Origin of the sequence: Propionivibrio limicola, assembly GCF_009469695.1 — a bacterium.
GTDB classification, from domain to species: Bacteria; Pseudomonadota; Gammaproteobacteria; order Burkholderiales; family Rhodocyclaceae; genus Propionivibrio; species Propionivibrio limicola.
This window is the reverse complement of the sequence record NZ_SSSR01000001.1, coordinates 69,489-95,510: the sequence shown is the minus strand read 5'-3', so window position 1 is coordinate 95,510 and position 26,022 is coordinate 69,489. Positions and strand designations below refer to the sequence as shown.

Annotated in this window: 27 protein-coding genes; 19 read left to right on the top strand and 8 right to left on the bottom strand. The window is 59.5% G+C overall.

Translation table 11 applies throughout. The features are described 5' to 3' along the window. Window positions 1-20 precede the first annotated feature (20 nt). The 9 genes from nifH (at window position 21) to GH659_RS00435 (ending at window position 8,268) form a co-directional block, all read left to right on the top strand. On the top strand, window positions 21-914 hold the full coding sequence (gene nifH / locus GH659_RS00475) for a nitrogenase iron protein (protein WP_153108757.1): 894 nt from the start codon (window positions 21-23) through the stop codon (window positions 912-914). A 91-nt stretch (window positions 915-1,005) separates the two neighbouring features. Continuing rightward, window positions 1,006-2,478 (top strand): nitrogenase molybdenum-iron protein alpha chain, encoded by a 1,473-nt coding sequence (nifD, locus tag GH659_RS00470; RefSeq protein ID WP_153108756.1) that lies wholly within the window; start codon window positions 1,006-1,008, stop codon window positions 2,476-2,478. Window positions 2,479-2,590: 112 nt separating this feature from the next. Beyond that, a complete protein-coding gene (gene nifK, locus GH659_RS00465) occupies window positions 2,591-4,156 on the top strand; it encodes a nitrogenase molybdenum-iron protein subunit beta (RefSeq protein ID WP_153108755.1) in 1,566 nt (521 codons plus the stop codon). A gap of 78 nt (window positions 4,157-4,234) precedes the next feature. After that, window positions 4,235-4,456 carry a putative nitrogen fixation protein NifT gene (nifT, locus tag GH659_RS00460; protein ID WP_153108754.1) on the top strand — a complete coding sequence of 74 codons (222 nt, stop codon included), beginning with the start codon at window positions 4,235-4,237 and terminating at the stop codon, window positions 4,454-4,456. A 59-nt stretch (window positions 4,457-4,515) separates the two neighbouring features. Beyond that, a complete protein-coding gene (locus tag GH659_RS00455) occupies window positions 4,516-4,713 on the top strand; it encodes a 4Fe-4S dicluster domain-containing protein (protein ID WP_153108753.1) in 198 nt (65 codons plus the stop codon). Window positions 4,714-4,786: 73 nt separating this feature from the next. Beyond that, window positions 4,787-5,509 (top strand): dinitrogenase iron-molybdenum cofactor biosynthesis protein, encoded by a 723-nt coding sequence (locus GH659_RS00450; RefSeq protein WP_153108752.1) that lies wholly within the window; start codon window positions 4,787-4,789, stop codon window positions 5,507-5,509. Then, entirely contained in the window at window positions 5,506-5,787 is a 282-nt protein-coding gene (locus GH659_RS00445) for a DUF6129 family protein (RefSeq protein WP_153108751.1), read from the top strand. Before GH659_RS00450 ends, GH659_RS00445 begins: the two co-directional genes overlap by 4 nt. Further along, window positions 5,784-6,767 (top strand): hypothetical protein, encoded by a 984-nt coding sequence (locus GH659_RS00440; protein WP_153108750.1) that lies wholly within the window; start codon window positions 5,784-5,786, stop codon window positions 6,765-6,767. The genes GH659_RS00445 and GH659_RS00440 overlap by 4 nt, the downstream gene beginning before the upstream one ends. Before the next feature lie 154 nt (window positions 6,768-6,921). Beyond that, entirely contained in the window at window positions 6,922-8,268 is a 1,347-nt protein-coding gene (locus tag GH659_RS00435) for an MFS transporter (RefSeq protein WP_153108749.1), read from the top strand. A gap of 140 nt (window positions 8,269-8,408) precedes the next feature. Here GH659_RS00435 and GH659_RS00430 read toward each other — a convergent pair whose 3' ends face one another. Then, window positions 8,409-9,599, bottom strand: coding sequence for a class I SAM-dependent rRNA methyltransferase (locus GH659_RS00430; RefSeq protein ID WP_153108748.1), 1,191 nt, complete (start codon window positions 9,597-9,599; stop codon window positions 8,409-8,411). A gap of 156 nt (window positions 9,600-9,755) precedes the next feature. Between GH659_RS00430 and GH659_RS00425 the strand changes: the two genes are divergently transcribed. After that, window positions 9,756-11,024: a cyanophycinase gene (locus tag GH659_RS00425; RefSeq protein ID WP_153108747.1), complete on the top strand. Its 1,269-nt coding sequence runs from the start codon at window positions 9,756-9,758 to the stop codon at window positions 11,022-11,024. A 164-nt stretch (window positions 11,025-11,188) separates the two neighbouring features. Here GH659_RS00425 and GH659_RS00420 read toward each other — a convergent pair whose 3' ends face one another. From GH659_RS00420 to GH659_RS00410, 3 genes are all read right to left on the bottom strand, one after another. Next, a complete protein-coding gene (locus GH659_RS00420; protein WP_153108746.1) occupies window positions 11,189-12,379 on the bottom strand; it encodes a DUF4382 domain-containing protein in 1,191 nt (396 codons plus the stop codon). 209 nt (window positions 12,380-12,588) lie between these two features. After that, window positions 12,589-13,044 carry a GNAT family N-acetyltransferase gene (locus GH659_RS00415; RefSeq protein WP_153108745.1) on the bottom strand — a complete coding sequence of 152 codons (456 nt, stop codon included), beginning with the start codon at window positions 13,042-13,044 and terminating at the stop codon, window positions 12,589-12,591. Window positions 13,045-13,051: 7 nt separating this feature from the next. Beyond that, window positions 13,052-13,594 (bottom strand): nitrogen fixation protein NifQ, encoded by a 543-nt coding sequence (locus GH659_RS00410; protein WP_153108744.1) that lies wholly within the window; start codon window positions 13,592-13,594, stop codon window positions 13,052-13,054. A 337-nt stretch (window positions 13,595-13,931) separates the two neighbouring features. Between GH659_RS00410 and nifE the strand changes: the two genes are divergently transcribed. The 8 genes from nifE to nifS all read left to right on the top strand — a co-directional run bounded on the left by nifE (window position 13,932) and on the right by nifS (window position 20,965). After that, the gene (gene nifE, locus GH659_RS00405; protein WP_153108743.1) at window positions 13,932-15,341 is read left to right on the top strand and encodes a nitrogenase iron-molybdenum cofactor biosynthesis protein NifE; all 1,410 of its coding nucleotides are present in this window, start codon (window positions 13,932-13,934) and stop codon (window positions 15,339-15,341) included. Between the two features lie 126 nt (window positions 15,342-15,467). Continuing rightward, a complete protein-coding gene (gene nifN / locus GH659_RS00400; protein ID WP_153108742.1) occupies window positions 15,468-16,862 on the top strand; it encodes a nitrogenase iron-molybdenum cofactor biosynthesis protein NifN in 1,395 nt (464 codons plus the stop codon). Window positions 16,863-16,875: 13 nt separating this feature from the next. Beyond that, a complete protein-coding gene (locus tag GH659_RS00395) occupies window positions 16,876-17,292 on the top strand; it encodes a NifB/NifX family molybdenum-iron cluster-binding protein (RefSeq protein ID WP_153108741.1) in 417 nt (138 codons plus the stop codon). After that, window positions 17,292-17,753, top strand: a complete 462-nt coding sequence (locus GH659_RS00390; protein ID WP_153108740.1) for a SoxR reducing system RseC family protein — start codon at window positions 17,292-17,294, stop codon at window positions 17,751-17,753. The genes GH659_RS00395 and GH659_RS00390 overlap by 1 nt, the downstream gene beginning before the upstream one ends. A 10-nt stretch (window positions 17,754-17,763) precedes the next feature. Then, window positions 17,764-18,237, top strand: a complete 474-nt coding sequence (locus GH659_RS00385) for a NifX-associated nitrogen fixation protein (RefSeq protein ID WP_153108739.1) — start codon at window positions 17,764-17,766, stop codon at window positions 18,235-18,237. Between the two features lie 51 nt (window positions 18,238-18,288). After that, complete coding sequence (gene fdxB / locus GH659_RS00380) at window positions 18,289-18,588, top strand: ferredoxin III, nif-specific (RefSeq protein ID WP_153108738.1); 300 nt, start codon at window positions 18,289-18,291, stop codon at window positions 18,586-18,588. A gap of 219 nt (window positions 18,589-18,807) precedes the next feature. Beyond that, window positions 18,808-19,755, top strand: a complete 948-nt coding sequence (gene nifU, locus GH659_RS00375) for a Fe-S cluster assembly protein NifU (RefSeq protein WP_153108737.1) — start codon at window positions 18,808-18,810, stop codon at window positions 19,753-19,755. Between the two features lie 4 nt (window positions 19,756-19,759). Next, a complete protein-coding gene (gene nifS, locus GH659_RS00370) occupies window positions 19,760-20,965 on the top strand; it encodes a cysteine desulfurase NifS (protein ID WP_153108736.1) in 1,206 nt (401 codons plus the stop codon). Between the two features lie 369 nt (window positions 20,966-21,334). On the opposite strand, the gene GH659_RS00365 is transcribed toward nifS, so the two are convergent. Both GH659_RS00365 and GH659_RS00360 read right to left on the bottom strand, forming a co-directional pair. After that, window positions 21,335-21,541, bottom strand: a complete 207-nt coding sequence (locus tag GH659_RS00365) for a heavy-metal-associated domain-containing protein (protein ID WP_153108735.1) — start codon at window positions 21,539-21,541, stop codon at window positions 21,335-21,337. 2 nt (window positions 21,542-21,543) lie between these two features. After that, a complete protein-coding gene (locus GH659_RS00360) occupies window positions 21,544-23,751 on the bottom strand; it encodes a heavy metal translocating P-type ATPase (RefSeq protein ID WP_153108734.1) in 2,208 nt (735 codons plus the stop codon). 76 nt (window positions 23,752-23,827) lie between these two features. Here GH659_RS00360 and GH659_RS00355 point away from each other — a divergent pair, with 76 nt between their 5' ends. After that, window positions 23,828-24,220 (top strand): MerR family transcriptional regulator, encoded by a 393-nt coding sequence (locus GH659_RS00355; RefSeq protein WP_153108733.1) that lies wholly within the window; start codon window positions 23,828-23,830, stop codon window positions 24,218-24,220. A 4-nt stretch (window positions 24,221-24,224) separates the two neighbouring features. On the opposite strand, the gene GH659_RS00350 is transcribed toward GH659_RS00355, so the two are convergent. After that, on the bottom strand, window positions 24,225-25,115 hold the full coding sequence (locus GH659_RS00350; protein WP_153108732.1) for an EamA family transporter: 891 nt from the start codon (window positions 25,113-25,115) through the stop codon (window positions 24,225-24,227). 18 nt (window positions 25,116-25,133) lie between these two features. Then, window positions 25,134-26,021, bottom strand: coding sequence for a U32 family peptidase (locus GH659_RS00345; protein ID WP_153108731.1), 888 nt, complete (start codon window positions 26,019-26,021; stop codon window positions 25,134-25,136). Between the last annotated feature and the right edge of the window lies 1 nt (window position 26,022).

The following is a 26,022-nucleotide window of genomic DNA, read 5'->3' as shown; positions in this document are numbered from 1 at the left end:
CAGACAAAGGAGATTGCACCATGGCAAAACTGCGCCAAGCCGCCATTTATGGCAAAGGTGGTATCGGAAAGTCTACCACAACACAAAATCTGGTCGCGGCGCTTGCCGAAGCCGGCAAGAAAGTGATGATCGTTGGTTGCGACCCGAAAGCCGACTCGACCCGCCTCATCCTGCACAGCAAGGCGCAAAACACGGTTATGCACCTTGCGGCCGAAGCCGGCTCGGTCGAGGATCTTGAGCTCGAAGACGTACTGGCCGTCGGTTACGGCGGCGTCAAGTGCGTTGAATCGGGTGGTCCTGAGCCAGGCGTTGGTTGCGCTGGCCGCGGCGTTATCACCGCCATTAACTTCCTCGAAGAAGAAGGCGCTTACGACGACGAGCTCGACTTTGTTTTCTACGACGTTCTCGGTGACGTGGTGTGCGGTGGTTTCGCCATGCCGATTCGCGAGAACAAGGCGCAGGAAATCTACATCGTCTGCTCCGGCGAAATGATGGCCATGTACGCCGCCAACAACATCGCCAAGGGCATCGTCAAGTACGCCAACTCCGGTAGCGTCCGTCTGGCTGGTCTGATCTGCAACAGCCGCAAGACCGACCGCGAAGACGAGTTGATCGAAGCGCTGGCCGCCAAGCTCGGTACGCAGATGATCCACTTCGTGCCGCGTGACAACGTCGTTCAGCACGCAGAAATCCGCCGCATGACCGTGATCGAATTCGATCCGACCGCCAAGCAGGCCGACGAGTACCGTGCGCTGGCCAAGAAGATCGTCGATAACAAGTTGTTCGTTATCCCGACGCCGCTCGAAATGGAAGAGCTCGAAGAGCTGCTGATGGAATTCGGCATCATGGAAGCCGAAGACGAATCGATCGTCGGCAAGACAGCTGCAGAACTGGCGGCGGAAGCAGTCGCCTGATCCGTGACCTCATTGTTTTGACAGCAATCTGATTCAACGACCAAGGGTGTCGTGCCTGGCTAAAGACCGACACCCGTCAAGGAGAAGCAAAATGGGTTTGCTCAACCGCGAAGAAGCCGAAGCCCTCATCCAGGAGGTGCTTGAGGTTTATCCAGAGAAGGCGAAGAAAGACCGCGCCAAACACCTCATGGTCAACGACAAGACCATCACCCAGTCGAAGAAGTGCATCACCTCGAACCGCAAGTCGGTGCCGGGGGTCATGACGCAGCGCGGTTGTGCTTACGCCGGCGCACGGGGTGTGGTTTGGGGGCCGTTCAAGGACATCATCGCCATTTCGCACGGCCCGATCGGCTGTGGCCAGTATTCGCGTGGCGGTCGCCGTAACTACTTTGCGGGCATCTCTGGCGTCGATTCGTTTTGCGACGTGATGTTCTCCTCCGATTTCCAGGAGAAGGACGTTGTTTTCGGTGGCGACAAGAAACTCGCCAAGCTGATCGACGAAGTGGAAGGGCTGTTCCCGCTCTCCAAGGCGCTCTCGGTACAGTCCGAGTGTCCGATTGGCCTGATCGGTGACGACATTGAAGCCGTCTCCAAGAAAAAGGCGGCCGAGATTGGAAAAACTGTCGTGCCGGTGCGCTGCGAAGGTTTCCGGGGTGTGTCGCAATCGCTCGGTCACCACATTTCGAACGATGCCATCCGTGACTGGATTCTGCCGGCGCGTGACGGCAAGCTCGACGAAGGCACGCCCTACGACGTGGCCATCCTCGGTGACTACAACATCGGCGGCGATGCCTGGGCCTCGCGCATCCTGCTCGAAGAGATGGGCCTCAACGTGGTTGCCCAGTGGTCGGGCGACGGCACCATCGTCGAAATCGAGAATACGCCGAAGGTCAAGCTCAACCTTCTGCACTGCTACCGTTCGATGAACTACATCGCGCGGCACATGGAAGAAAAGTACAACATCCCCTGGATGGAATACAACTTCTTCGGTCCGTCCAAGATCGCCGAGAGTCTGCGCGAAATCGCCTCGCACTTTGACGACACGATCAAGGAAGGTGCCGAGCGCGTGATCGCCAAGTACCAACCGATGATGGATGCCATCATCGCCAAGTACAAGCCGCGTCTCGAAGGCAAGAAAGTCATGCTCTACGTCGGCGGCCTGCGTCCGCGCCACACCATCGGCGCCTACGAGGACCTCGGCATGGAAGTGGTCGGCGCCGGCTACGAGTTCGCGCACAACGACGACTACGACCGCACGATCAAGGAGATGAAGGACGCCACCCTGATCTACGACGATGCGACCGGGTACGAGCTCGAAGAATTCGTGCGCCAGGTCAAGCCTGACCTCGTCGGTTCCGGGATCAAGGAAAAGTATGCCTTCCACAAGATGGGCGTGCCGTTCCGCCAGATGCACTCGTGGGATTACTCCGGCCCGTACCACGGCTATGACGGTTTCGCCGTCTTCGCCCGTGACATGGACATGACGGTGAACAACCCGTGCTGGTCGATGTTCAAGGCTCCGTGGCAACAGGAGGAAGTCGAGGCCGAGCAGAAGGTGGCCTGACGTTTTCCGGAGCGCCGACGATGCCAAGGCCGCGTAATCGAAGCGGTTGCGGCAAACAGAATCACCTTTCGACCCGCGTCCACAGCTAGTTGGCCGGGTCAGGAGAAGCGAAATGCAAACCACCGAAAAAGTCAAACCCTGTTTCCCGCTCTTCAACGAGCCGGAATATCAGAACATCTTCGAGACCAAGCGCGCCTACGAAGAACGTCATCCGAAGGAAAAGGTCGCCGAGGTGTTCGAGTGGACGACCACCAAGGAGTATCAGGACCTCAACTTCAAGCGCGAAGCCCTGACCGTCAACGCGGCCAAGGCCTGCCAGCCGCTCGGCGGCGCTCTCTGCGGTCTTGGTTTCGAAAAGACCATGGTCTACATCCACGGGTCGCAAGGTTGCGTGGCCTACTTCCGCACCTACTTCAACCGTCACTTCAAGGAGCCGATCGCTTTCATCGCCGACTCGATGACGGAAGACGCGGCGGTGTTCGGTGGCCAGAAGAACGTGCATGAAGGTTTGCAGAACGCGACCAAGCTGTATGACGCAAAGATGATCGCCGTGTGCACGACGTGTATCGCCGAAGTCATCGGTGACGACCTGGGCGCCTTCATCGGCAATGCCAAGAAGGAAGGCTACGTCGACAAGGACTTCCCCGTTCCCTACGCCAACACGCCGTCCTTCGTCGGTTCGCACGTCACCGGCTGGGACAACATGTTCGAGGGGATCGTCAAGTACTTCACGAACGGCAAGATGGAAGACAAGGCACCGGGCAAGAACGGCAAGATCAACATCGTGCCGGGCTTCGAAACCTACCTGGGCAACTACCGCGTCATCAAGCGCTACATGAATGAGATGGGCGTCGATTACACCTATCTCTGCGATCCAGACGAGGTGCTCGACACCCCGGCGACCGGCGAGTACGAAATGTACGCCGGCGGCACGACGATCGAGGAAGTGCAGGACGCGCCGAACGCCATCACTACCTTCATGCTGCAATCGACGACGCTGGAAAAGTCGAAGAAGTTCATCGAAAACACCTGGAACCACGAAATTCCGAAGCTCAACATCCCGATGGGCGTCGAGTGGACCGATGCGTTCCTGATGAAGGTGTCCGAAGCCACCGGCAAGGAAGTTCCGGCGTCGATCACCAAGGAGCGCGGCCGCCTCATCGACATGATGACCGACTCGCACCAGTGGCTGCACGGCAAGAAGATGGCCGTCTTCGGCGATCCGGACTTCGTCATGGGCCTCGTCAAGTTCATGCTCGAACTGGGTATCGAACCGACCCACATCGTCTGCAACAACAGCAACAAGCGTTGGGAAAAGGCGATGAAGAAGATGCTCGAGGACTCGCCCTACGGCATCCATGCCAAGCTGTATCCGGGATGCGATCTCTGGCACCTGCGCAGCCTGTGCTTCACCGACAAGCCCGATTTCATCATCGGTAGCAGCCTCGGCAAGTTCATCCAGCGCGACACGCTGTACAAGGGGCCGGAGTTCGAAGTACCGCTGATCCGTCTCGGCTTCCCGATCTTCGACCGTCACCACCTGCACCGCATGACGACGCTGGGCTACGAGGGTGGCATGTACATCCTCACCACGCTGACCAACGCGGTTCTGGAGCAACTCGATCAGGAAACCAAGCTGCTCGGCAAGACGGACTACAACTTTGACCTCATCCGCTAAGCGGGCCGGTCAGAGAGGAAGGGAAGGTCAGGAGAGGAGCCCTGGCCTTCCGGTCCTCACTCCTAATGGGAAGAAATCATGGCCAACATCATGATCCGCAAGAGCGACAAGGGATACGTGTTTTACATGCCGAAGCGCGACATCGAGGACAGCATCGTCTCGATGGAGTTTGACTCTCCCGAGAAGTGGGGCGGAGAAATCAAGCTCGGCAACGGCGGCATTTACTACATCGAACCCCAGGTCGCGCCGGAACGGTTGCCGTATTCAGTCCGTGCCAAGCGCATCGACGGCGTCGAGTAAATAGCCGGACGTCGTATTTCAAGGTTTATCAACCCCCAAGCCAAGCAAGGAGAAGCATCATGGCAATGAAGATTGTTCAGGCGGAATGTGCATCCTGCGGCGATTGCGCCGCCGTTTGTCCGACCAAGTCAATCGTCGAGAAGGGCGGTATCTTCAAAATCAATGCCGATACCTGCACCGAATGCGACGGCGTCGCCGACTCGCCTAAGTGTCAGGACACCTGCCCGTCGGGCGACAGTTGCATCGTTTATCTCTAACCATGTCTTAACAAGACCAACGTGCCGGCGCGCAGAGCAGCAAATTAGCGGCCGGCACCTTCAGGAGGAAATCATGTCTGCATCAATGACGCGTGAAGCCGCTTTACGCATGGGGCTGGCCGCCAAGGAACTCAACAGCGTCAGCGTTCCCGGGCTGGTTCAGGCGCTGGCCAACAGACTCGATTTGCCCCTGACCGAAACCAAGCTCGCCAGTATTACCGTGACCGATCTGCGGGAGATTCTGGCCGGTGACCACGCCGATGAGAATTGCGTGATCGGCGTCGATGACGACGCGCTCAAGCGGGCCGTTCGCCTGCTCTGGGGCGAAGACGTTTCGGGCAGCGACCTTCCCATCGTCGACGCCTACACCGACGGCGACATGCCGGCGTCGATCCGGGTAGCCTGTGCCTCGAACGCGGGGGAGGTGCTCGACGGACATTTCGGCTCCTGTGTCAATTTCCTGATTTATCAGCTGACGACGAGCGAGTTGCGCCTCATCGCGGTGCGTCCGACGCTGGAAGCTGACCACGATGAAGACGACCGAAACGCAGCGCGGGCGCAACTTGTCGCCGATTGCCAAGTCGTCTGTGTCCAGTCGATCGGCGGGCCGGCGGCGGCCAAGGTCGTTCGCGCAGGGGTACATCCGGTCAAGATTCCGCGTGCCGAATCGGCGCGGGCAGTCATGTCGCGCCTGCAAAAATCGCTGGACAGCCCGCCGCCCTGGCTTGCCAAGGTCATGGGCGTCAAGCCGCCGTCACTCGAAAAATACGCTGAATTAGTGGAGGAAGAGGAATGATCGAGGCTTCTTTGCTACCTAAAGTGATGGATCAGGTGGCCAGTCACGCCAGGGATTACAGCGACCAGTTGGCATCCCATCTGCGCCGGACGTTCCCCGACGTTCATTTTTCCATCTGCAGCGACGATGACATTCCGTCGCGCATCCAGCATGTTGCGGCAAACGATTTCTGCCGTCTTTACTACGTCAATTCCGGCGGCCATTGCCTGAACCTGACCAACGATTCCGAGCAGGCGAGTGGCATCGTCGTTGCCCTGTGCGAAGGGGATGTCGAATGAACGCCGAAATCGCGCTGCCGTTCGCCAAGGGGTACGAACTCGACAAGGCGGTGGCGCTGCTGTGCGCCAAGGTGCCCGTCTCGACCGGCGCCTCGGGCCTTGCCCGCGAGCTCTCGTCGATCCTTTCCGATTTCAACTTTCGCGATGTTTTGACCCGCGGCGGCTGGTATCGGCTCGGAGGCGTGGTCGATGCGGCTGGCGCACATATCGCCGACGATCTGGCACTGTGGGCGGAAGCCGAACTGGCGGCGCACGGCGACGACATCCACGCGCTTGTCGATGCCTACCTGGAGAGCGGCTTTAAGGCGACCCGTTACCTAGGCAAAACGCATTACCTTGTTGCCGCGACCGGGTCACAGGCGGCCGATTTCATCCAGATCGAAATCGAGGAGTTGCAGGAAGTCGTCAGTCACGAGCTGTTTTCCGGCGATGAGCCGGGCAGCCTCGAAGAACTGTACGAGCCGCCGAGCGGCGATTCGGGAAAAAGCCTGACGATCCCGGTCGGGACGCCGTTCTACAGTTTGCGCCGGATCGTCGATGTGTCCGATTTCCTTCGCCGCATGGCCGCCCAGAAGCCGGAGCCGCAGATCGTGCATCGCTTTTTCGACGCCTGGCAGGCAAGCAGCGCCGGCAATACGACGCAGTTCAGCAATCACTGGGTGGTGGCCGTGCGCGAATATCTCGACCGCTTCCAGCAGACCATCCTGCAGGCGACGCCAGTGTGCGCGATGAACGGTTTTCCGCCGAAATTCGAGATCGTCTATGGCGCGAAAGGGCTGGCGCTGTATCAGGTGATCCAGAAGTTCGACCGCCAGATCGGCTACCCGATGGCCTGGTTCTTTCATATGCTAACGACAAAGACCGTGCCGCACGCCGTCGCTAGTGCGGTGATCGACGATGTACAATCCGGCTTCAGCTACCTGCCGGAGCGTGACGTGAAGGTCGTAAAAGACTGGCTGCACCGGCCGTACAGCTTCTAATAAAAAAGGTGATTCGACGCGGTAAGGTGATCGGGTTCGAACGGTCGCTTTGCCGCGTTTTTTTTTGCCAATTCGTTGTCTTGTTTCACAAAATGTTCGGCCAGAAAGCGCCACTGGCCGTTCGGCTTCAGCAACCCGGCGCATGGAGTCATGCATGAATAGCTTAGCAACAACGGTTTCGACCGAAGATGAAGTCGCGGCAGAAGTTCAGGCCGCGACGTCAGCACCACAACAAGGGGCCACGCGTGTGCGTTTTGTCATGCTCGCCCTGTTGGCGATCGGCACCATGATCAACTATCTCGATCGAACCGTGCTCGGTATCGCAGCTCCGACGATGACGCAGGAACTCGGCATCAGCGCGGCGGTGATGGGCGTCGTTTTCTCGGCGTTTTCGTGGACCTACGTTCTCGCCCAGGTGCCGGGGGGCGTGTTTCTTGACCGCTTCGGCAGCAAGATCACCTATTTTCTGGCATTGACATTCTGGTCGGCGTTTACGGCTTTGCAGGGCGCAGCCGTCGGTCTGAAATCGCTGTTGCTGTTCCGCTTTGGCCTTGGCGTCAGCGAAGCCCCGTGCTTCCCGACCAACAGCCGCGTTGTCAGCACCTGGTTCCCGCAGCAGGAACGTGCACGCGCGACCGCGATCTACACGGTTGGCGAATACTTGGGCCTCGCCTGCTTCTCGCCGCTGCTGTTCTGGATTCTCGGCAGCTTTGGCTGGCGCGCGCTGTTCATCATCGTCGGGGCTGTCGGTATTGTCTTTGCGATTTTCTGGTGGAAGATTTATCGCGAGCCGAAAGACTGCAAGAAGGTTAACAAGGCGGAACTCGATTACATCGCCGCCGGTGGTGGTCTTGAAGTGCAGAGCAAGACAAAAACACCGTTTACGCTGGCCAGTGCTGGCCGCTTGCTGAAATACCGCCAGATCCTCGGCGCCTCGATTGGCCAGTTCGCCGGCAATACCGTGCTCGTCTTCTTCCTGACCTGGTTCCCGACGTACCTGGCGACCGAGCGGCACATGGGCTGGATCAAGGTCGGCTTTTTCGCCATCATGCCGTTCCTCGCGGCCGCGATCGGCGTCATGTTCGGTGGCTGGATTTCGGATCGTCTGCTCAAGAGCACCGGTTCAGCCAATATTGCCCGCAAGCTGCCCATCGTGGGCGGTCTGGTGCTGGCTTCAACGATTATTGGGGCCAACTTCGTCGAGAGCGACCAACTTGTCATCGCCATCCTGTCCGTTGCCTTCTTCGGTCAGGGCATGGTCGGCCTCGGCTGGACGCTGATCACCGACGTGGCACCGAAAAAGCTGATGGGCCTGACCGGCGGCTTGTTCAATTTCTGCACCAACCTGTCCGGCATCCTGACGCCGCTCGTCATCGGCTTCATCGTCTCGGCGACCGGTTCGTTCTTCTATGCGCTGACCTACGTTGGCGCAGCCGCCATGCTCGGCGTCTTCTCGTACGTCTTCATCCTCGGCGATGTGAAGCGGATCGAGATCGACTGAACGTCAGGAGAACCGCTTTCGACGCAGAGGGCGCAGAGAAAACCAAAAAACGGGGAACAAAACGACAAGTTTTGTTCCCCGTTTTTTTCTCTGCGATCTCTGTATCTCTGCGCCCTCTGCGTTAAAAGCGGTTTACAGCGTTAATCCGCCTGAACAAGCAGCCCCTTGAGGTACTCGCCTTCCGGGAAGTGGAGGGCGATGGGATGGTCGGGGCCGGCGGAGAGGCGGCGCAGGATGCGCGCGTCGCGCCCGGCATCGACGGCGGCGCCGGCGACGATCTTCTGGAACAACTCCAGCCCGATACCACCGGAGCACGAGTAGGTCATCAGATAGCCGCCCGGATTGAGCAGGCGGAAGCCGAGCAGGTTGATGTCCTTGTAAGCCCGCGCGGCACGGTCGGCGTGCGCCGCCGAGGGCGCAAACTTCGGCGGGTCGAGGACGATCAGGTCGAAGCGGCGTCCCTCTTTCCTGAACACGCGCAACGCCTCGAATACATCGGCTTCAAGCCATTCGGCGCGTGATGCGTCGAGTTGCGGATTCGTCGCCAGATTGGCCTGTGCGCCGGCGAGCGCCGGGCCGGACGAGTCGATCGACACCACGCTGGCCGCGCCGCCGGCGAGCGCCTGCAGCGAAAAGCCGCCGGTGTAGCAGAAACAGTTGAGCACCGATTTCCCTTTGGCCAGATCGCGTGTCAGCAGGCGGTTGTCGCGCTGGTCGAGATAGAAGCCCGTCTTGTGGCCGCCGACGACATCGACGCCGAGCCGCACACCGTTTTCGTCGATGGACAGCTTCGCTTCCGGCGCCTCGCCATGCACCCAGCCGGTGACCGGCTCCAGTCCTTCGAGGCCGCGCACGTCCGAATCCGAACGCTCGTAGATGCGGGCCACGCCCGTCGCCTTGACCAGCGCGCCGACGATGGCGTTGCGCCATTTGTCGGGGCCGGCGGCGGTGAGCTGCAGGCAGATCGTGTCGCCGTAGCGGTCGGCGATGACGCCCGGCAGACCGTCCGATTCGCCGTGAATCAGGCGCATGCCCTCTTGTCCGGCGAGTTGCGGCATGGCCTCGCGCCGTGCCAAGGCCTCGGCGACGCGCCGCTTGAAGAAGGCGTCGTCGATGATCGCGTCCGGATCGAAGCTCCACACGCGTGCGCGAATCTGCGACTTCGGACTCCACGCGGCCCGCGCCAGCCGGCGCCCGTTGTCGTCAATCACATCAACGGTATCGCCCGGTCGCGCCCGCCCGTTCAGGTGGGCCACGGAGCCTTCGAAAATCCAGGGATGACGGCGAAAGAGCGAACGCTCCTTGCCCGGTTTGAGTATCAGTTCAGTCATGGGGCGGCATTTTACGCCACCCCGGCCATTTCACGCTCTTGCGGATTCACGACAGGTCGATGGCCGGCTGTCGTTGCCCGTCGCTGACATTCATCCTTCTTGCGATTGTGTGACGGCGAATCAAAGCATGGCAATCACTTGCTGCCTGAGCGTTTCATGCTCTATTTTGACAAAAGAGAACCTGGCGCTGTGGTAAAGAGGATCTATCTCTTTACTTCCGTAAAGCTGTATAAAAAAGTAGGTCATGCCCCATTCGTTGAGCGCTGTTTTCTGGGGAGTAAAAACGAGGAGATGAAAATGAAATTGTTCGCGCAATGGCTTTTTTCCGCTCGTAAACAACCGCACTCCGGGATAAAAGATTTAATGACGGCTACGACGGTCGTCGTTGTTGCGCTCGCCACGGGTATCGGGCCGGTCAAGGCAGCCAACAAGTCGCAGCTGAGTATCTATCAGCATGGCAAGCCGGTCGATTACCTGCCCTGTGGCGGTGTTCCTCTGCGTACACGAACCGCTGTACTGATGGGCGGCGGTATTGATGTCAAAGACGCCTACAGCTGGATGATTGCCAAGATGACCCAATGCGGCGACGGCAGTATGGGCAGACTGGGAAATTTTGTCGTTATCCGTGCCGGCGGTAATCCCTCGTACGATAGTTATATCAACAAACTCGGCGCTGTAGCCTCGGTAGTAACACTGGTGGTCCCTACTATCGAGACCGCTAACGACCCCGCCATCGAACCCTATATCCGGAACGCTGGCGCGATCTGGCTCACCGGTGGCGATCAAGGCGATTACTACAATTTCTGGAAAGGCTCGCTACTGGAACGCCTGGTGTCGGAGCAGGTCAAGAACCGAAGTGTTCCGATTGGCGGAACCAGTGCGGGAATGATGATCCTCAGCGAGTTCGTTTATACCGCTGACCCATGCACGATCACTTCCTTGGATGCATTGGCCGACCCTTACTCAAGGTGCGTGGCGTTAAGACGTGATTTCTGGCGCGACAGAACGCCTTTTCCTCCCCTCGTGTCGACGGTCACCGATTCACACTTCGATACCCGTGACCGCATGGGGCGATTGGTTACCTTCCTGGCTCGCGTCATCAATGACAAATGGACTAATACGCCCAATGCGCGTGCAATTGGCGTCGATCAGGAAACAGCTTTGTTGATGGAATATGATGACAAGACGGTTTCGTCGGCGGCCGCCCCAAAATACAGCTACAAAAGCATCGTCAATCCGGGTGTCAGTGGGGCTGCCTACGTTCTGAGCGTAGGTTCAGGTAGTCAGCTGGTTGTTTCCCCGGGGCAGCCCCTCACATTTACGAATGTCAAAGTGCAAAAGATACCGGCCGTGGGTAATGAGACAGGCTACCAGGTCAATGTTATCAACGGAGAACTGACCTCGACGGTGGGGACAATCTACTGACACATCACGACGGACGGCGGTAAGTGCTCAGCCGTCCGATCTTCCCCTTGTGGACTTCCATTATTTGGGGAATAAGTTCATTCCATTGTTCATGCGTTAAAAACGCAGTCGAGAGATATGAAACGGGAAGGGTAGACCTTGCGGTTCGCCCTTCCCGTTTTGGGTTATGGCCCGAGATTAAAGTTGACGGACGCCGGCCCTGTGCTCACGTTGGTCTGTTGGGTCGACGAATAACCAAGCGCATCCGTTGCCGTGATGCTGTAGACCCCGACGTCAGCGACGGCTATGTCTTGGATCAACAGTATCGGCAGCGAACCGAAGGTTCCCACCCACGGTCCGGAGGCGGCCAGCGGTATGCTGTAAGGCCCCGTATCGGTTACTGTTGAAGTGACCACATAGGTTCGATTCGTGCCGGTAATCGTCTGTTCTGCCACGAGGTTGGCTGCAATCGCCGACCCTGTCGATTTCTCCGTGACAGTACCCGATACGGTATTGATGGTGCTGGTCGCCGGGTTGATGTTACCAATACTGGTGGCGGCTCCCGTGGCGACTGGAACGTTTTGAACAATCGCCGTAGCACGCATTGCCGTCGGCGGTGGAACGACCACGACATCAACGTTGCTGCCGCTTTCCATGAACGCCAGGGTGAACGCGCCTGTGGAATCAGCCACAGTGCCCTTTACTACGACCGGGCCGGATGTCGATTGCTGTTCGGCGAGTACTTGCGAGTTTGCTACCGTCGTTCCTGAAATCGACCCGCTGGCATCCTTGGCAATGGCGGTCACCACAGGCTTCAGCAGATATTGCCCACTCTTGCCTGCTACCACGACGGACTTGCATGCATCAAAGTCGAGAACCAGATCGGTAAGTTTCCCTTCCTGCACCGTGAAGGGCCCTATGATCTTGTAACCGCTTTGTTGCGCACTGGGTGTCTTGAGTGCCGTTTCGGATGTCGCACCCGTAATCACCACCGAATTGGCCCAAGGCGCTGCACTGCCATTCTCTTTCAGAACCAGCCGTACCTGCTGGTATGTTCCCGCAGGGAGAGGTGTCTGCCCCAAGGTAACCAGCACGCCATTGGTCAGACTAAGCAAGTCGATGCGCCCCACCGCCGAGTCAACCGGGATAGTCGTCCAGCTATTTCCATCTGCAGAAATTTCCACATGATCGACGGTGATATTTACGCTGTTAAAACCGCAGGCAGGCGAATCAGTAAGCTGCACATTCACCGTCCCGGTGGGCGTGCTGCTACCACTACTGCCCCCACCGCCACTGCCGCCGCAAGACCAAAGAAAGAGTGCGCCTGATAAGGCGGCGCACAGCAGGAAGTTTTTCTCAATGCTCTTGGTATTCATGGCGTACCTCTCGAGAAACACCCCTGACCTTTGACGCAAGTCTAAGTTTCGCGATCAGTTGTCACAGGGGTTATATGCTGTAAAGGATGACTATTTACCTTTCGATTCAAGCATCTTTTTCCCCGTATTCAAGGCCAATCATCATCCTATGGAACCGCCATGGTCAGGTGCACCGAGATTACATGGTCAAGAGGGCGAGACTCTGCTTGCTATTCGGACAGGTTCTTCCGCAACACCGTCATGGCGGAGCGGCCGAAACCGAGGCGTTGGTAAAAGGCGAGGGCGGGGGCATTGTCCTTGTCCGCGAGCAGCGTGACGCGCGGCATGCCGTTGGCGCGCGCCCAGTCGAAGACGTGTTCGACGAGACGCCGCCCGAGCTGCCGGCCTCGGTACGCGGCCTTGACGATGACGTCTTCGAGCAGGACGACCGGCCGGCCTTCGGCGGTGCTGACGGTGATCAGGGCGTTGGCCATGCCGGCGATCTCACCGGCGATGCGCAGCACGAACAACTGCCCGATTGGCGGGTTGTCGAGGATCAGGCGCAGGCCGCGCCGTTGCTTGTCGCGGTCCGGCGTGAAGTCGCTTTCCAGCGCGAACAATTCACTCAACAGATCGCAGAGCGGTTCGATGTCGTTTTCGTGGGCGAAGCCGATGTCGATGTCCATGGGGCGATCAGTTCTCGGGGCCAAAGCAGATGCGGTAGTCGCAGCAGTCGGCGCAGTTCGGCGATTTGCAGATGAGCACGTCGGCGCGTTCGCACAGCTGGCGGTAGAAGAATTTCTTCCACTTCATGTCGCCGACGTTCCTCGCGGCAAGCGCCGGGAAATGGGTTTGCATCAGTTCGCTGAGGACGGCGCGGTTGGGCAGGCCCATGTCCTGCCACAGGTGGTTTTCGCCCATCGCGGCGGTGGCGATGGCGTGGACCAGCCAGCGGCCCGGTTCGCCGAGATCGGCAGAATGTTCGAGCAGCAGTTCGACGAGATCGTCAAATTCGTCGACGAGAGCCGGTGTGTCCGGCGTTGGTGTTCCCGGGCTGGCAATAACCCCTGGGCAGCAGTTGTCGAGTAGCCTGTCGAGCCCGTCCCGACTGAGGCCTCGAATGACCGGGAGGCGGTTCTGGCGCAGCGACTGATCGATGACGCAGACGATGGCCAGCGTTGCCAGTTCGGCAGGCCGGGATGAATGGTGTATCGGGGGAGCGAGTTCGTTCAGCATGGCGGCCTCAAGACACGGAGTGACACACCTCTCCTCTAGCAAGAGTCTGTCCACAGGGTGTCGTGCTCAACAAATCTCCTGTCGATCCGATGCCGTGGCCGATTCCACCCAACGGTTCTCCAGCGTCGATGGGAGCGGCGTATGACAGACGTTGGGCAAGCGAATGAATGGCATGTTCGGCACGCTTGTCCGGCGATGTCGCGTTTCAGACAAACGTGGCCCGAATGTTCGTTTCGCCTGTCGTGATCGTCACAAACGCCAGCTGATTTAGCTATTGGAAATCATCGGCTTGCAGCTGGCACAGCGATTGCATGGATAGGCCCGAAAGGATGCCACCATGAAAGCAAGCGACATTGCACTTCTGATCAACGAGCCGGCCTGTTCGAACAACGCGAACAAGGCCAAGGGCGGTTGCACGCGTCCGAAACCCGGTGCCACGGCGGGCGGTTGCTCGTTCGACGGCGCCCAGATTACGCTGTTCCCGATCGCTGACGTCGCGCACATCGTGCATGGGCCGATCGCCTGTGCCGGCGACTCGTGGGATAACCGCGGTACCCGCACGACCGGGCCGTCGCTGTTCAGGATCGGCATGACGACCGATCTCTCCGAGCAGGATATCGTGATGGGGCGCAGCGAGAAGCGGCTGTTCCATTCGATCAAGCAGGCCATCGACACGCACGCGCCGGCCGCCGTCTTTGTCTATTCGACCTGCGTGACGGCGATGATCGGCGACGATCTGATCGCCATCTGCAAGGCGGCCGAGGAGCGCTGGGGCGTGCCGGTGGTGCCGGTCGACTCGGCCGGCTTCTACGGCTCCAAGAAACTCGGCAACCGCATCGCCGGCGAAGCCATGCTCGATTACGTGATCGGCACGCGCGAGCCGGACCCGGTGCCCGAATCGGCGCAACGTCCCGGCATCAAGGTGCACGACATCTCGCTGATCGCCGAATACAACATCCGTGGCGAGTTCTGGAACGTCGCGCCGCTGCTCGACGAACTCGGCCTGCGCATCATCGGCTCGCTCTCCGGCGATGCCCGTTATCGCGAAGTGCAAACGATGCACCGCGCCGAAGCCTCGATGGTCGTCTGCTCGAACGCGCTGCTCAACGTCGCCCGCCGGCTCAACGAGAGCCACGGCGTGCCGTACTTCGAAGGCAGTTTTTACGGCGTTTCCGACATGTCGAATGCGCTGCGCGAATTCGCCCGCCTGCTCGGCGATTCCGATCTCGCCGCCCGTACCGAAGCCCTGATCGCCCGCGAAGAAGCCAAGGTCAATGCCGAACTCGAGCCCTGGCGTACTCGCCTCAAGGGAAAGAAGGCGCTGCTTTACACCGGCGGCGTCAAATCCTGGTCGATCGTTTCGGCGCTCAAGGATCTCGGCATGGAAGTCGTCGCCACCGGCACGCGCAAGTCGACCGAAGACGACAAGGAACGCATCCGCGACCTGATGGGCGAGGACGCGCACATGATTGAGGACGGCAACCCGGCCGGTCTGCTCAAGACCTACCACGAAGGCGGCGCCGACGTGCTGATCGCCGGCGGCCGCAACCTCTACACGGCGCTGAAGGCGCGCATTCCGTTCCTCGATATCAATCAGGAGCGCGAGTACGCCTACGCCGGTTATGCCGGCATGGTCGAAATGGCGCGGCAACTGGCGCTGACCATCGAAAACCCGGTCTGGCCGGCCGTGCGCAAGCCGGCGCCGTGGGCGGCCGACAAGGCGGCAGGTATGCCGGTGAGGGCGTAGCGATGGTTGAAAACCATTCACCACAGAGACACAGAGGCACAGAGAAATGCCTCGCTTATGAACGTTTCTCTGGGTTTTCTCTGTGTCTCTGTGCCTCTGTGGTTCAAGGTTTCTGAAAGGGAAAACATGGCTGAAATCTTCAAATTCGCCAAGCCGCTGACGGTCGGTCCGCTCAAGTCGAGCCAGCCGGTCGGTGCCGCGCTCGCCTTCCTTGGTCTGCGCAACTGCCTGCCGATGCTGCACGGCGCGCAAGGCTGCACGGCCTTCGGCAAGGTCTTTCTGGTACGCCACTTCCGCGAACCGATCCCGCTGCAAACGACGGCGATGGACCAGATCGCGACGGTGATGAACGCCGACGACAGCGTGATCGAGGGCCTGAAAACGATTTGCGAGAAATCGAAGCCGGAGGTGATCGGGCTGCCGACCACCGGCTTGTCGGAAACACAAGGCACCGACATCGAACGCCTCGTCCGCGAATTCCGCATCAAGTATCCGCAGTTCGCCGACACGGTGGTGATCCCGGTCAATTCGCCGGACTTTTCCGGCTGCTTCGAATCGGGCTTCGCGCTGGCCGTCGAGGCGATCATCGATGTGATGGTGCCGGTCAGCCAGCATGCCGGGCGCCGGTTGCGGCAGGTCAACGTGCTCACCTCGTCGATGCTCTCGCCGGGCGACATCGAAGCGATCAAGGAGTGGATCGAAGCCTTCGGCCTGCGCGCCGTCGTCGTGCCGGATATCGGCGATTCGATGGATGGCCATCTGACCGAGAAGGATTATTCGGCACTGACCATCGGCGGCGCGCCGCGTTGCGAGATCGAAACGATGGGCGAGTCGATCGCCACGCTGGCCATTGGCCGCTCGATCGCGGCGGCGGCGAATCTGCTCGAGGCGCGCACCGGTGTGCCGACCTACCGTTTCGACCATCTGATCGGCCTCGACGCGTGCGACGCCTTCACGCAAACGCTGTCCGACCTGTCCGGCCTGCCGGTGCCGGCCAAGCTCGAACGGCAGCGTTCGCAGTTGCAGGATGCGATGGTCGATGCGCACTTCATGACCGGCTTCGCCCGTATTGCGCTGGCGCTCGATCCCGATCTGCTCAAAGGCTTGTCGGACTTCTTCCACAGCATGGGTGCGCAGGTCGTCACCGCTGTCTCGCCGACGCGTGCCGATGTGCTGGCAAGTATGCCCTGCGCGAAAGTCCAGATCGGCGATTTCGAGGATCTGGAACGTTCGGCAGCAGAGCAGGGCGCCCGGATGCTTGTCGCGTCGTCGCACGGCAGCGAGGTCGCCAAGCGCCTCGGCATTGCGCTTCTGCGCGCCGGTTTCCCGCAGTTCGACTGGGTCGGCGGCTTCGCGCGCGGCTGGTCGGGCTACCGCAATGCGCGGCAGGCCCTTTTCGATATCGCTAACCTTTTCCTGGGGCAGCACCATGACATTCCTGCCTACCGATCCATCTACAGAAGCGAACCCGTGTCAGCACCCGTGCGGACGGAAGCTCGCGCTGGCGTGGTCAGCCACTGACGGAGTGCCGAACATGCTCAGAGTTGCCTTTGCTACCTCGGATCGCGCCACCGTCGATCAGCACTTCGGCGCCACGGTCGGCTTCGCCATCTACGCTGTCGACGGCGAACGGGCGAAGCTCGTGCAGGTGGCCGAGTTCCCCGAAGAGTCGATGGACGGCAACGAGAACAAGCTTGCCGACAAGATCAGCGCGCTCGCCGGTTGCGCCGCCGTGTATTGCCTCGCTGTCGGCGGATCGGCGATTCGCCAGTTGCTGGCGAGCGGCATTCAGCCGGTGCGCATGGAGGAAGAAACCGAAATCGAGAGTTTGCTCGTCGAGCTGCGCCGCGCCATCCGCGAAGGCGGCGTGACGTGGATCGACAAGCTCGTCAAGCGCGAGAGCGATAAAGCGCGTTTCGACCGCATGGCGGAGGAAGGGTGGAGCGAGTGATGGAAACGATCAAACGCGAGGGGCAAGTCATCCAGATCGTGCGCGGCAAGGCGAAGATTCGGCTCGAACAGGAGCCAGCCTGCGCGAGCTGCGGTAGCCGCAGTTCTTGCGGCACGGCCGAGGGAAAGCTCGTCGAACTGGCGCTGCCGTCGGACGTGCGGGCAGGCGCGCGGGTGGGTGATTTCGTTTCCGTTTCGCTGCCGGCTTCCACGTTGACTTGGGCCGCCTTGCTCGGCTATGTGGTGCCGCCGGTCGGCCTGCTCGCCGGGGCCATTGTGGCCTCATCTATTTTCGCAGGCGACGTCGCGCCATCGCTCGGCGCGGCGGCCGGATTTTTTGCCGGATTGCTGGTCGCCCGACTGATCGTCCGTTCCGCGCTGGGGCAGGGCTTCCAGCCAACCGTTTGCCAGAGCGGCGCACCGACGACAGCTTTTTTCGAATCCAAAACCGAATCACAGTGAGGGAAGACGCATGAATGCAACGACTGTTTCCGATATCGCCAAGGACCCCATTCGCGAGTCGGATTTCATCAAGGAAATGGTGCGCCAGATGCGCGCGCTGGATAGCTACGGCCAGTACGACGGCAAGCCCGTCGAGACGTTGCTTGGCGCCTTTGTGCTGACCAAGGAACGCCGGGCCGAGATCCCGCTGATTGGCGATCCGGACGAGACGACGGTGGCGTGCGTCCGGGCGTTTTACAACGGAATCTCCGTACTCATCGAAAAAGAGTGCGGTTTGATGGCCGTCCCGCTGGTTCATCTCACGCACGAAGGTTTCGGGCGCGTGTTGATCACGGTCGGCAAATTGGTTGTTCTCGACCGGGCGCTGCGCGACGTGCATCGCTTCGGCTTCGAGAGCCTGTCGAAGATGAAGAACGAGGCCGACAAATACCTGTCTGTCGCGCTCGAAATCGTCGGCAAATACCCAGACGTCGCCGGGCTGTGAGTTGTCGGCCAATCACATGGCAATGATTTTAGATACTGAAAGGGAAGCTACATGGCAAACATTACTGGATTGACCCTCGGGGGAACGGAGTGGGAACCGCAGTTCGTCACCGCGATCGATCCCAAAAAATGCATCGGCTGCGGCCGCTGCTTCAAGGTCTGCCCGCGTGACGTGCTCGACCTCGTTGTTCGTGGCGAGGAGGTCGAACTCGATGACGAGGATTACGACGAGGACGACACCGCGTCGGTGATGTCGGTCAAGAACGCCAAGGATTGCATCGGCTGCGGCGCCTGCGGACGCGTCTGTCCGAAGGAGTGCTACAGCTACGCGGCGAGCCCGGTTCAGGCCTGACGTCACACGCATGACCGCTGGGGCCGCAAGGCTTCAGCCAAAGAATCTTTAACCGAAGTTATTAACCGCGGAGAACACGAACACACAGGGTAAAAAGAGAAGAGCTCGACTTGGTGTAATGAGTCACTCGTTTTAGACGCCAGTCCTGGTCTTTTCTTGCCGGCATTTTGCTGCCCTTCTGTGTCTCTGTGGTTTCCAGGCCATCAAAGGAGCAGCGCCATGTGGGATTACACCGAAAAAGTTCGTGAACATTTCTTCAACCCGCGCAATGCGGGCTTGCTGGAAGGTGCCAACGCGATTGGCGACGTTGGCTCCATCCAGTGCGGCGATGCGCTGCGCCTGATGCTCAAGGTCGATACGGCCGACGAACGAATCCTCGACGCGCGCTTCCAGACCTTCGGCTGCGGCTCGGCCATCGCTTCGTCGTCTGCGCTGACCGAAATCGTCAAAGGCAAGACGCTCGACGAAGCGTTGAAGGTTTCCAATCAGGAAATCGCCGATTACCTCGACGGTCTGCCGCCGGAAAAGATGCACTGCTCGGTGATGGGGCGCGAGGCCCTGCAGGCGGCGGTGGCCAACTATCGCGGCGAAACGTGGATCGATGACCACGAAGAAGGCGCCATGGTCTGCAAGTGTTTCGCCGTCGATTCGGTCCTGATCGAAGACGTGGTGCGCGCAAACAACCTCACCACGGTCGAACAGGTGACCAATTACACGAAAGCTGGCGGCGGCTGCTCCAGCTGCCACGAAGGCATCGAAGAAATTCTCGCGAAAGTGTCAGCTGAACGCTGTACTGCCCCGATCCCCGCTCCTGAACCCGTCGCGCAACCGATGACCTTCCATCCCTCGGTGCCGTCTGCCGAAGCCCCGGTTGCCGAAGTACCAGCCACGCCGACGGCCAAGCCGAAACTCACCAATTTCCAGCGCATGCGCAAGATCGAGGAAACGATCGAATCGGTCCGCCCAATGCTGCAGCGCGACCACGGCGACATCGAAGTCGTCGAAATCGACGGCAAGAACATCTTCGTTAATCTCAAGGGCGCCTGTCAGGGCTGCATGATGGAGCAGGCGACGCTCGCCGGAATCCAGGAGCAACTCATCGAAGCCCTGGGGGAATTCGTTCAACTGCTGCCCGCCAGCTATCTGGCCATGTCGCCACGGAGATAACACCATGAATCCCATCTATCTCGACAACAACGCGACGACGGCCTGCGATCCCGCCGTTGTCGAAGCGATGCTGCCGTTTTTCACCGAGCAGTTCGGCAATGCCTCGTCGATGCACAGCTTCGGCAACAAGGTCGCGCTGGCGCTCAAGGAAGCGCGCACCAACGTGCAGCAGCTGCTCGGTGCCGAATTCGATACGGAAATCATCTTTACCTCCTGCGGCACCGAATCCGACTCGACGGCGATCCTCTCGGCGCTGAAGGCGCAGCCGGAGCGCAACCAGATCATCACCACCGTCGTCGAGCACCCGGCCATCCTGTCGCTCTGCGACTATCTTGAAAAGGAAGGCTATGTCGTCCACCGGCTCAAGGTCGACAAGAAAGGGCGGCTCGATCTCGACGAGTACAAGTCGCTGCTCTCGCCGCGCACCGCCATCGTGTCGGTGATGTGGGCGAACAACGAAACCGGCACGCTGTTCCCCGTCGAACAGATGGCCGCCATGGCCCGTTCGGTGGGCGCCATGTTCCACTCCGATGCCGTGCAGGCGGTCGGCAAGGTGCCGATCGACCTCAAGAAGACGAAGATCGACATGCTCTCGCTGTCCGGCCACAAGCTGCACGCGCCGAAGGGCATCGGCGTTCTCTACCTGCGCCGCAATACGCGTTTCCGTCCGCTGCTGCGCGGTGGCCACCAGGAGCGCGGCCGGCGCGCCGGAACGGAAAACTCCGCCTCCATCGTCGGCCTCGGCAAGGCGGCGGAACTCGCCATGCAGCACATGGATTTCGAAAACAACGAGGTGAAGCGCCTGCGCGACAAGCTCGAAGCCGGCATCCTGGCGCAAGTGCCGCACGCCTTCGTGACCGGCGATCCGGCCAACCGACTGCCGAATACCGCCAACATCGCCTTCGAGTACGTCGAGGGGGAGGCGATCCTGCTACTGCTCAACAAGCAGGGCATCGCCGCCTCCAGCGGCTCGGCCTGCACCTCCGGCTCGCTCGAACCGTCGCACGTCATGCGCGCCATGGGCATTCCCTACACGGCGGCGCACGGCACGATCCGCTTCTCGCTGTCGCGCTACAACACCGAAGAGGAAATCGACCGCGTCATCGCCGCCGTCCCGCCGATCATCGCCCAGTTGCGCAAGCTCTCGCCGTATTGGAGCGAAAACGGCCCGGCCTCACAAGAAAACGCCTTCGCGCCGGCCTACGCCTGAACGGGAAGGGGAGTCTGGTGGAATCCAGACTCCCTTTTTTCTCGTGCGAAATCTTGTCCCGGTTGACCGCCCAATCGCAGTGGACGTGACCGGGTGAGATCATCGTGTCTGATCACCTCTGTTTGGCGCTTGACCAGCCCGCGGGCATTAGCCGATGTCGGCCAGTTCCGGCTGTAGTGGCCTCGAAAAATCGAGCCGCCCGACCGGCAGGTGACTGATCCGAAACCGGTCTGTTGCTCCTGCAAACTGTCGGCTTGGTGATCGGCCTGAGCTGATCTTGTGCCTGTTGTCAGACTCAGGCGGTAATACGCCAGTTACCTCCCGCTCTGCCATAAATGGTGACCACCAGTGCCCCCCGACCTGAAAACCTCAGGAGGCATCGAATCCGGCCGCCTCAACTGCGTCTATCAGCTGATGACGCGACACCTGCACCGCATCGAATTCAACCGTCGCAAGCGCCTGTTCCAGCGAGACCTCCGCTTGCATCACGCCCGGCATTGCGGTGAGAGCACTGGTTACATTCCTTACGCAGCCACCGCAGGACATTCCACTGATTTTGATCGTTGTGCGTTCCATGATTATTCCTTTCCTGGTTTCCAGTTTTTGAGAAGAAGAGAGCTGCAGACTACCGACACTGAGCTTGCCGCCATCGCTGCACCCGCAACAACGGGGTTCAACAAGCCGAAAGCCGCGAGCGGGATGCCCAGTACGTTGTAGATAAACGCGAAGAACAGGTTCTGGCGAATCTTTGCAAGCGTTGCACGCGACAGCGAAACCGCATCGGCGACACCATTCAAGTCGTTACGCATTAGCGTTACATCGGCGGCCTGCATGGCCACATCGGACCCAGCCCCCATGGCGAAACTGACATCGGCTACCGCCAGCGCTGGTGCATCGTTGATACCGTCGCCCGCCATGCCCACCCGCCGCTGAATCCCTCCTTCGGCATTTTTGAGACGTTTGATGGCCGACGACTTTTCTTCCGGTAGGACTTCCGCTTCGTAGTAATCGATGCCCGCTTCGAGAGCGATCGCAGCAGCCGTCCCGGCGTTATCTCCGGTGAGCATTACGACGTCGACGCCAAGTTGCCGCAAGCGCATCACGGCACGGCGTGAGCTTTCTCGCAACGGATCGGCAATGCCGATGACTCCCACCACTTCGTCATTCGCTGCGACGACTACGACACTTCGGCCAGCCGCTTGCAGGGCTGCTGCTGCATTAGATACGGCTTGTTGTTCAGCCATGAACCAAGCAGGGGAGCCAACCCGCACATGTTGCCCGGCGACCTCTCCTTTTATCCCGTAACCGGCAATAGCCACCATATTCCGCGGCATTTCGAGAGTGATTCCTTCGCCTTTTGCCTTGTCGACGATGGCATTGGCCAGCGGGTGCGTCGATCCTTGCTCAAGACTGGCCGCTATCCTCAAAACCTGTTGCGTGCTTACTGCACCGAATACGGAGACGACATCCGTGACCACCGGCTGCCCGGCGGTCAGGGTGCCCGTTTTGTCCACCGCCAGAACCTCAAGTTTTTCCGCCAGTTCCAACGCTTCGGCGTTACGAATCAACACCCCCGCTTTGGCGCCTTGTCCTGTACCGACCATAATTGCTGTCGGCGTCGCCAGACCCAGTGCGCAGGGACAAGCGATCACCAGCACGGCGACTGCATTGATCATGGCCAACGTCAAATCGCCGCTGTAAAACCACCATCCGATAAATGTCGCGCTGGCAATGGCCACCACAGCCGGCACAAAGATGGACGCTACCTGGTCGGCGAGGCGTTGAACCGGTGCCTTTGAACCTTGGGCTTCCTCGACGAGGCGAATGATGCCGGCAAGCAATGTCTGTGTGCCGACGCCGGTTGCCCGGCAACGCAGCAAGCCATCACCATTCATCGTTGCGGCAAAGACACGGCTGCCGGCCATTTTCGCGACGGGCATTGACTCACCGGTCAGCATGGCTTCGTTGGTGTTTGATACGCCGTCGATCACCTCACCATCGACAGGAATCGCCTCCCCCGGTTTAACCATGAAAATATCGCCTGGAATCAGCAAATCGACCGGTACTTCCGCGAGCTGACCGTCGCGCTCGATAAGGGCTGTCTGCGGCTGAAGTTTGACCAGCGCCTCGATCGCGGCAGAGGTCTTGGCCTTGGCCCTTCCTTCGAGGATTTTGCCGAGCAACACCAGCGTAATGACCGTCGCGGACGCTTCAAAATAGACATGCTGTTGGTATTGCCCCATGAGCGTTACCGCCAAGCTATAACCCCAAGCCATACTGGTGCCCAGCACGACAAGTACATCCATGTTTCCGGCGCCGTTGCGTAGCGCCTTCCAGGCTCCACGGTAGAAACGGGCGCCGATCCAGAACTGAACAGGCGTTGCCAGAACAAGTTGCAGCCAACGCGGTAGCGCATCGTCGTGACCGTTGTCACCCGACATGAAGAGCATCTGGGCGACCAGCGGCAATGTCAGTAGGGCCGCGATCCAGAAGTGGATCAATTCGCGGCGATACAAGGCGAGTTTGCGCACCTTTTCGCCTTCGCATGTGTCGTTGGAGGCAAGGCGGGCAGTAAAACCGGTTTTCTCAACAATCGCCTGTAGATGCTCCGCGCTTGCCGCGCCTGCAGAGAAGCGGATGCGCGCGCGTTCAGCCGCGAAATTCACGGCGGCCTCGACGCCCGGTAATTTGTTGAGTTGCTTCTCGATGCGTGCCGCGCACGCGGCGCAACTCATGCCGCCGATAACCAAGTCCAGCACTTCCATCGTTTTCTCGGGGTAATTCATAGCGTTTCAATTTCCTCTGGATGACTGATAAAAGGCAGTCTAAATTCCGTACCTTGGTACGGAGTCAAGGGGGGCTATGGAGCAATTTCTGACGATTGGCAAACTTGCCAAGGCCGCCGATGTGGGGGTGGAAACCGTGCGCTATTACCAGCGACGCGGGTTACTGGAAACACCGCAGGATGTTGGTAGCGTGCGTCGCTACTCGGACGAGCATGTGCAGCGACTGCGCTTCATCAAGCGCGCACAGAGTGTTGGCTTTACGTTAGAGGAAATCGCCGAACTGCTTTCGCTCAACGACAGCCAAGATCATCAGACTGCTCGGCAACTGGCGAGCGAAAAGGTTGCGGATATCGAAATGCGGATCGACCGCCTCAATACCATTGCGAATGCTTTACGGCAGCTCGTTCGGCAGTGTGAATGCGGAGGCAAGGAACTTCCCTGCCCAATCATCCGCATGGCTGTGGATTAACGGCTTATCTCGACTGCAACCACGCACGCAGGCGTGGCCAAAGAAGATTCAAAGCCAGACCCACCATCACGAAACTGGCGGCTGCGAGTTTCCATGAGGGGAGTGATTCGCCAAGCAGCAGCGTTGAGGCGCCTATGCCGAAGATCGGAACCAACAAGGCCATGGGCGCAATTGTTGTCGTGGGATAACGTGCCAGCAGCCAACCCCAGGCTACGTAGCCGAAAAGCGTATTGCCCCACGCCTGCCATGCCACCGCCAGCCAAGAGAACATGCTCATCTGCCCGAAGGCAAGTCGAATTGCCTCCGGCCCGTCGAAAGCAAGAGAGAGCAGCAAGAGCGGAGGTATCGCGAAAGCGCTGGACCAGACGACATACGCCATCATGTTGTCTGGACGTCCGATTTTTGCTGCCATGTTTGCGCCAGCCCACGAAAGTGCCGCACAAAGCACCAGCCCCAGTCCGCCCACGGTCGTCGTGCCATCCGTGTGATAAATGAGGAGGGCGACTCCGCCAGTGGCGAGCAGCAGGGCGAGGTATTGATGAATCCGGATACGTTCGCCAGCCAGCCACGCCGCAAGCCCAATCGTAAAGAAAACTTGCGACTGGATGACAAGCGACGCAATTCCCGGAGATATCAACCCATTCATTGCGATGTAAAGCAGGCCGAACTGCCCTACACCAATCAGGATGCCGTACAAGGCCAGATTACCCAAGAAAACAGACGGGCGCGGGAAAACAACCGCCGCCGGCAGAAACACCAAAATAAAACGTAATGCGGCGAAAAGAAGCGGCGGCAGATCACCAAGCGCCACCTTGATGACGACGAAATTGGTACCCCAGACCGCGACCACAGCCAGAGCAAGAAAAAAATGGCGCAGCGATAGCGGTGACGTCATCGGAAAAATCTCGCTCGACTAAATCTCATTCACCGACAACGCTGTGCTCTCGATTCCCGGCTTGGCCTGCCAATAGCCATTGACGATTCCCTCCGGATTCCAGGAAGCGAAATCCTCCTGTGGCGATCTGCCGGCAATCCGGTCGGCGAAGGCTCGCACGATTTTGGCGGTGTGTTCGCCCTGCGGGCTGATACGGAGATACTGGGCAATACCAAGTTCATGCCAGTAGGGCCAGAGCGAGTGGCAAGCGGCCGATTGAGTCTGAATGCCGTTGATTCGGAGAAAATCCTGCCCCTCGCGAGTGCGCACAACCAGCCCATCTGAATCCGCCAGACAACGGAACTCACAGCTGTCTTTTGTCAGGTTGTAGTGCCGCGCGGTAAAGCATCGTGCCGAAAAAGCGAGCGGCAATCGGCCATGCGCAAACAACTCCGTTTCGATGGCGCCTGTTTTTTCTTCGAGAACCGCCGCGAGTCCGGAACGGCTCATTTCCAAGGGGGGAATCCAGCGTACGGCGCCTTGTTCGGCCAGCCAGTCAAGCGTCGCACCGTTATAAACGTTGAGGTGAGGCCCGGCAATAAATGGTTTTTTCCGTTCCCGAGCGATTTTGACAGCACCCAGGTCATTGGCTTCCAGCGGCCAGTCGGTCCCTGCCAGTTTCCGCAGATTGGCAAGGTCGCCAGCCGATTCCAACAAGGCTTGAGACGAGAAGACGACGTTTTTTCCTGCTGCGCTGAATTCCTGCGCAAGGCGCAGCCAGTCATCGGTGCGTAGTTCATGGCGGCGACCACAAACCATTTCGCCGAGGTATACGCAGTCAACTGGCCAATTCATCGCCTCTGCGTAGAAATCGAGCGTTTTCTGGCGGGGCCAGTAATAAAGCAAAGGGCCGAGAGCAAGTTTCATT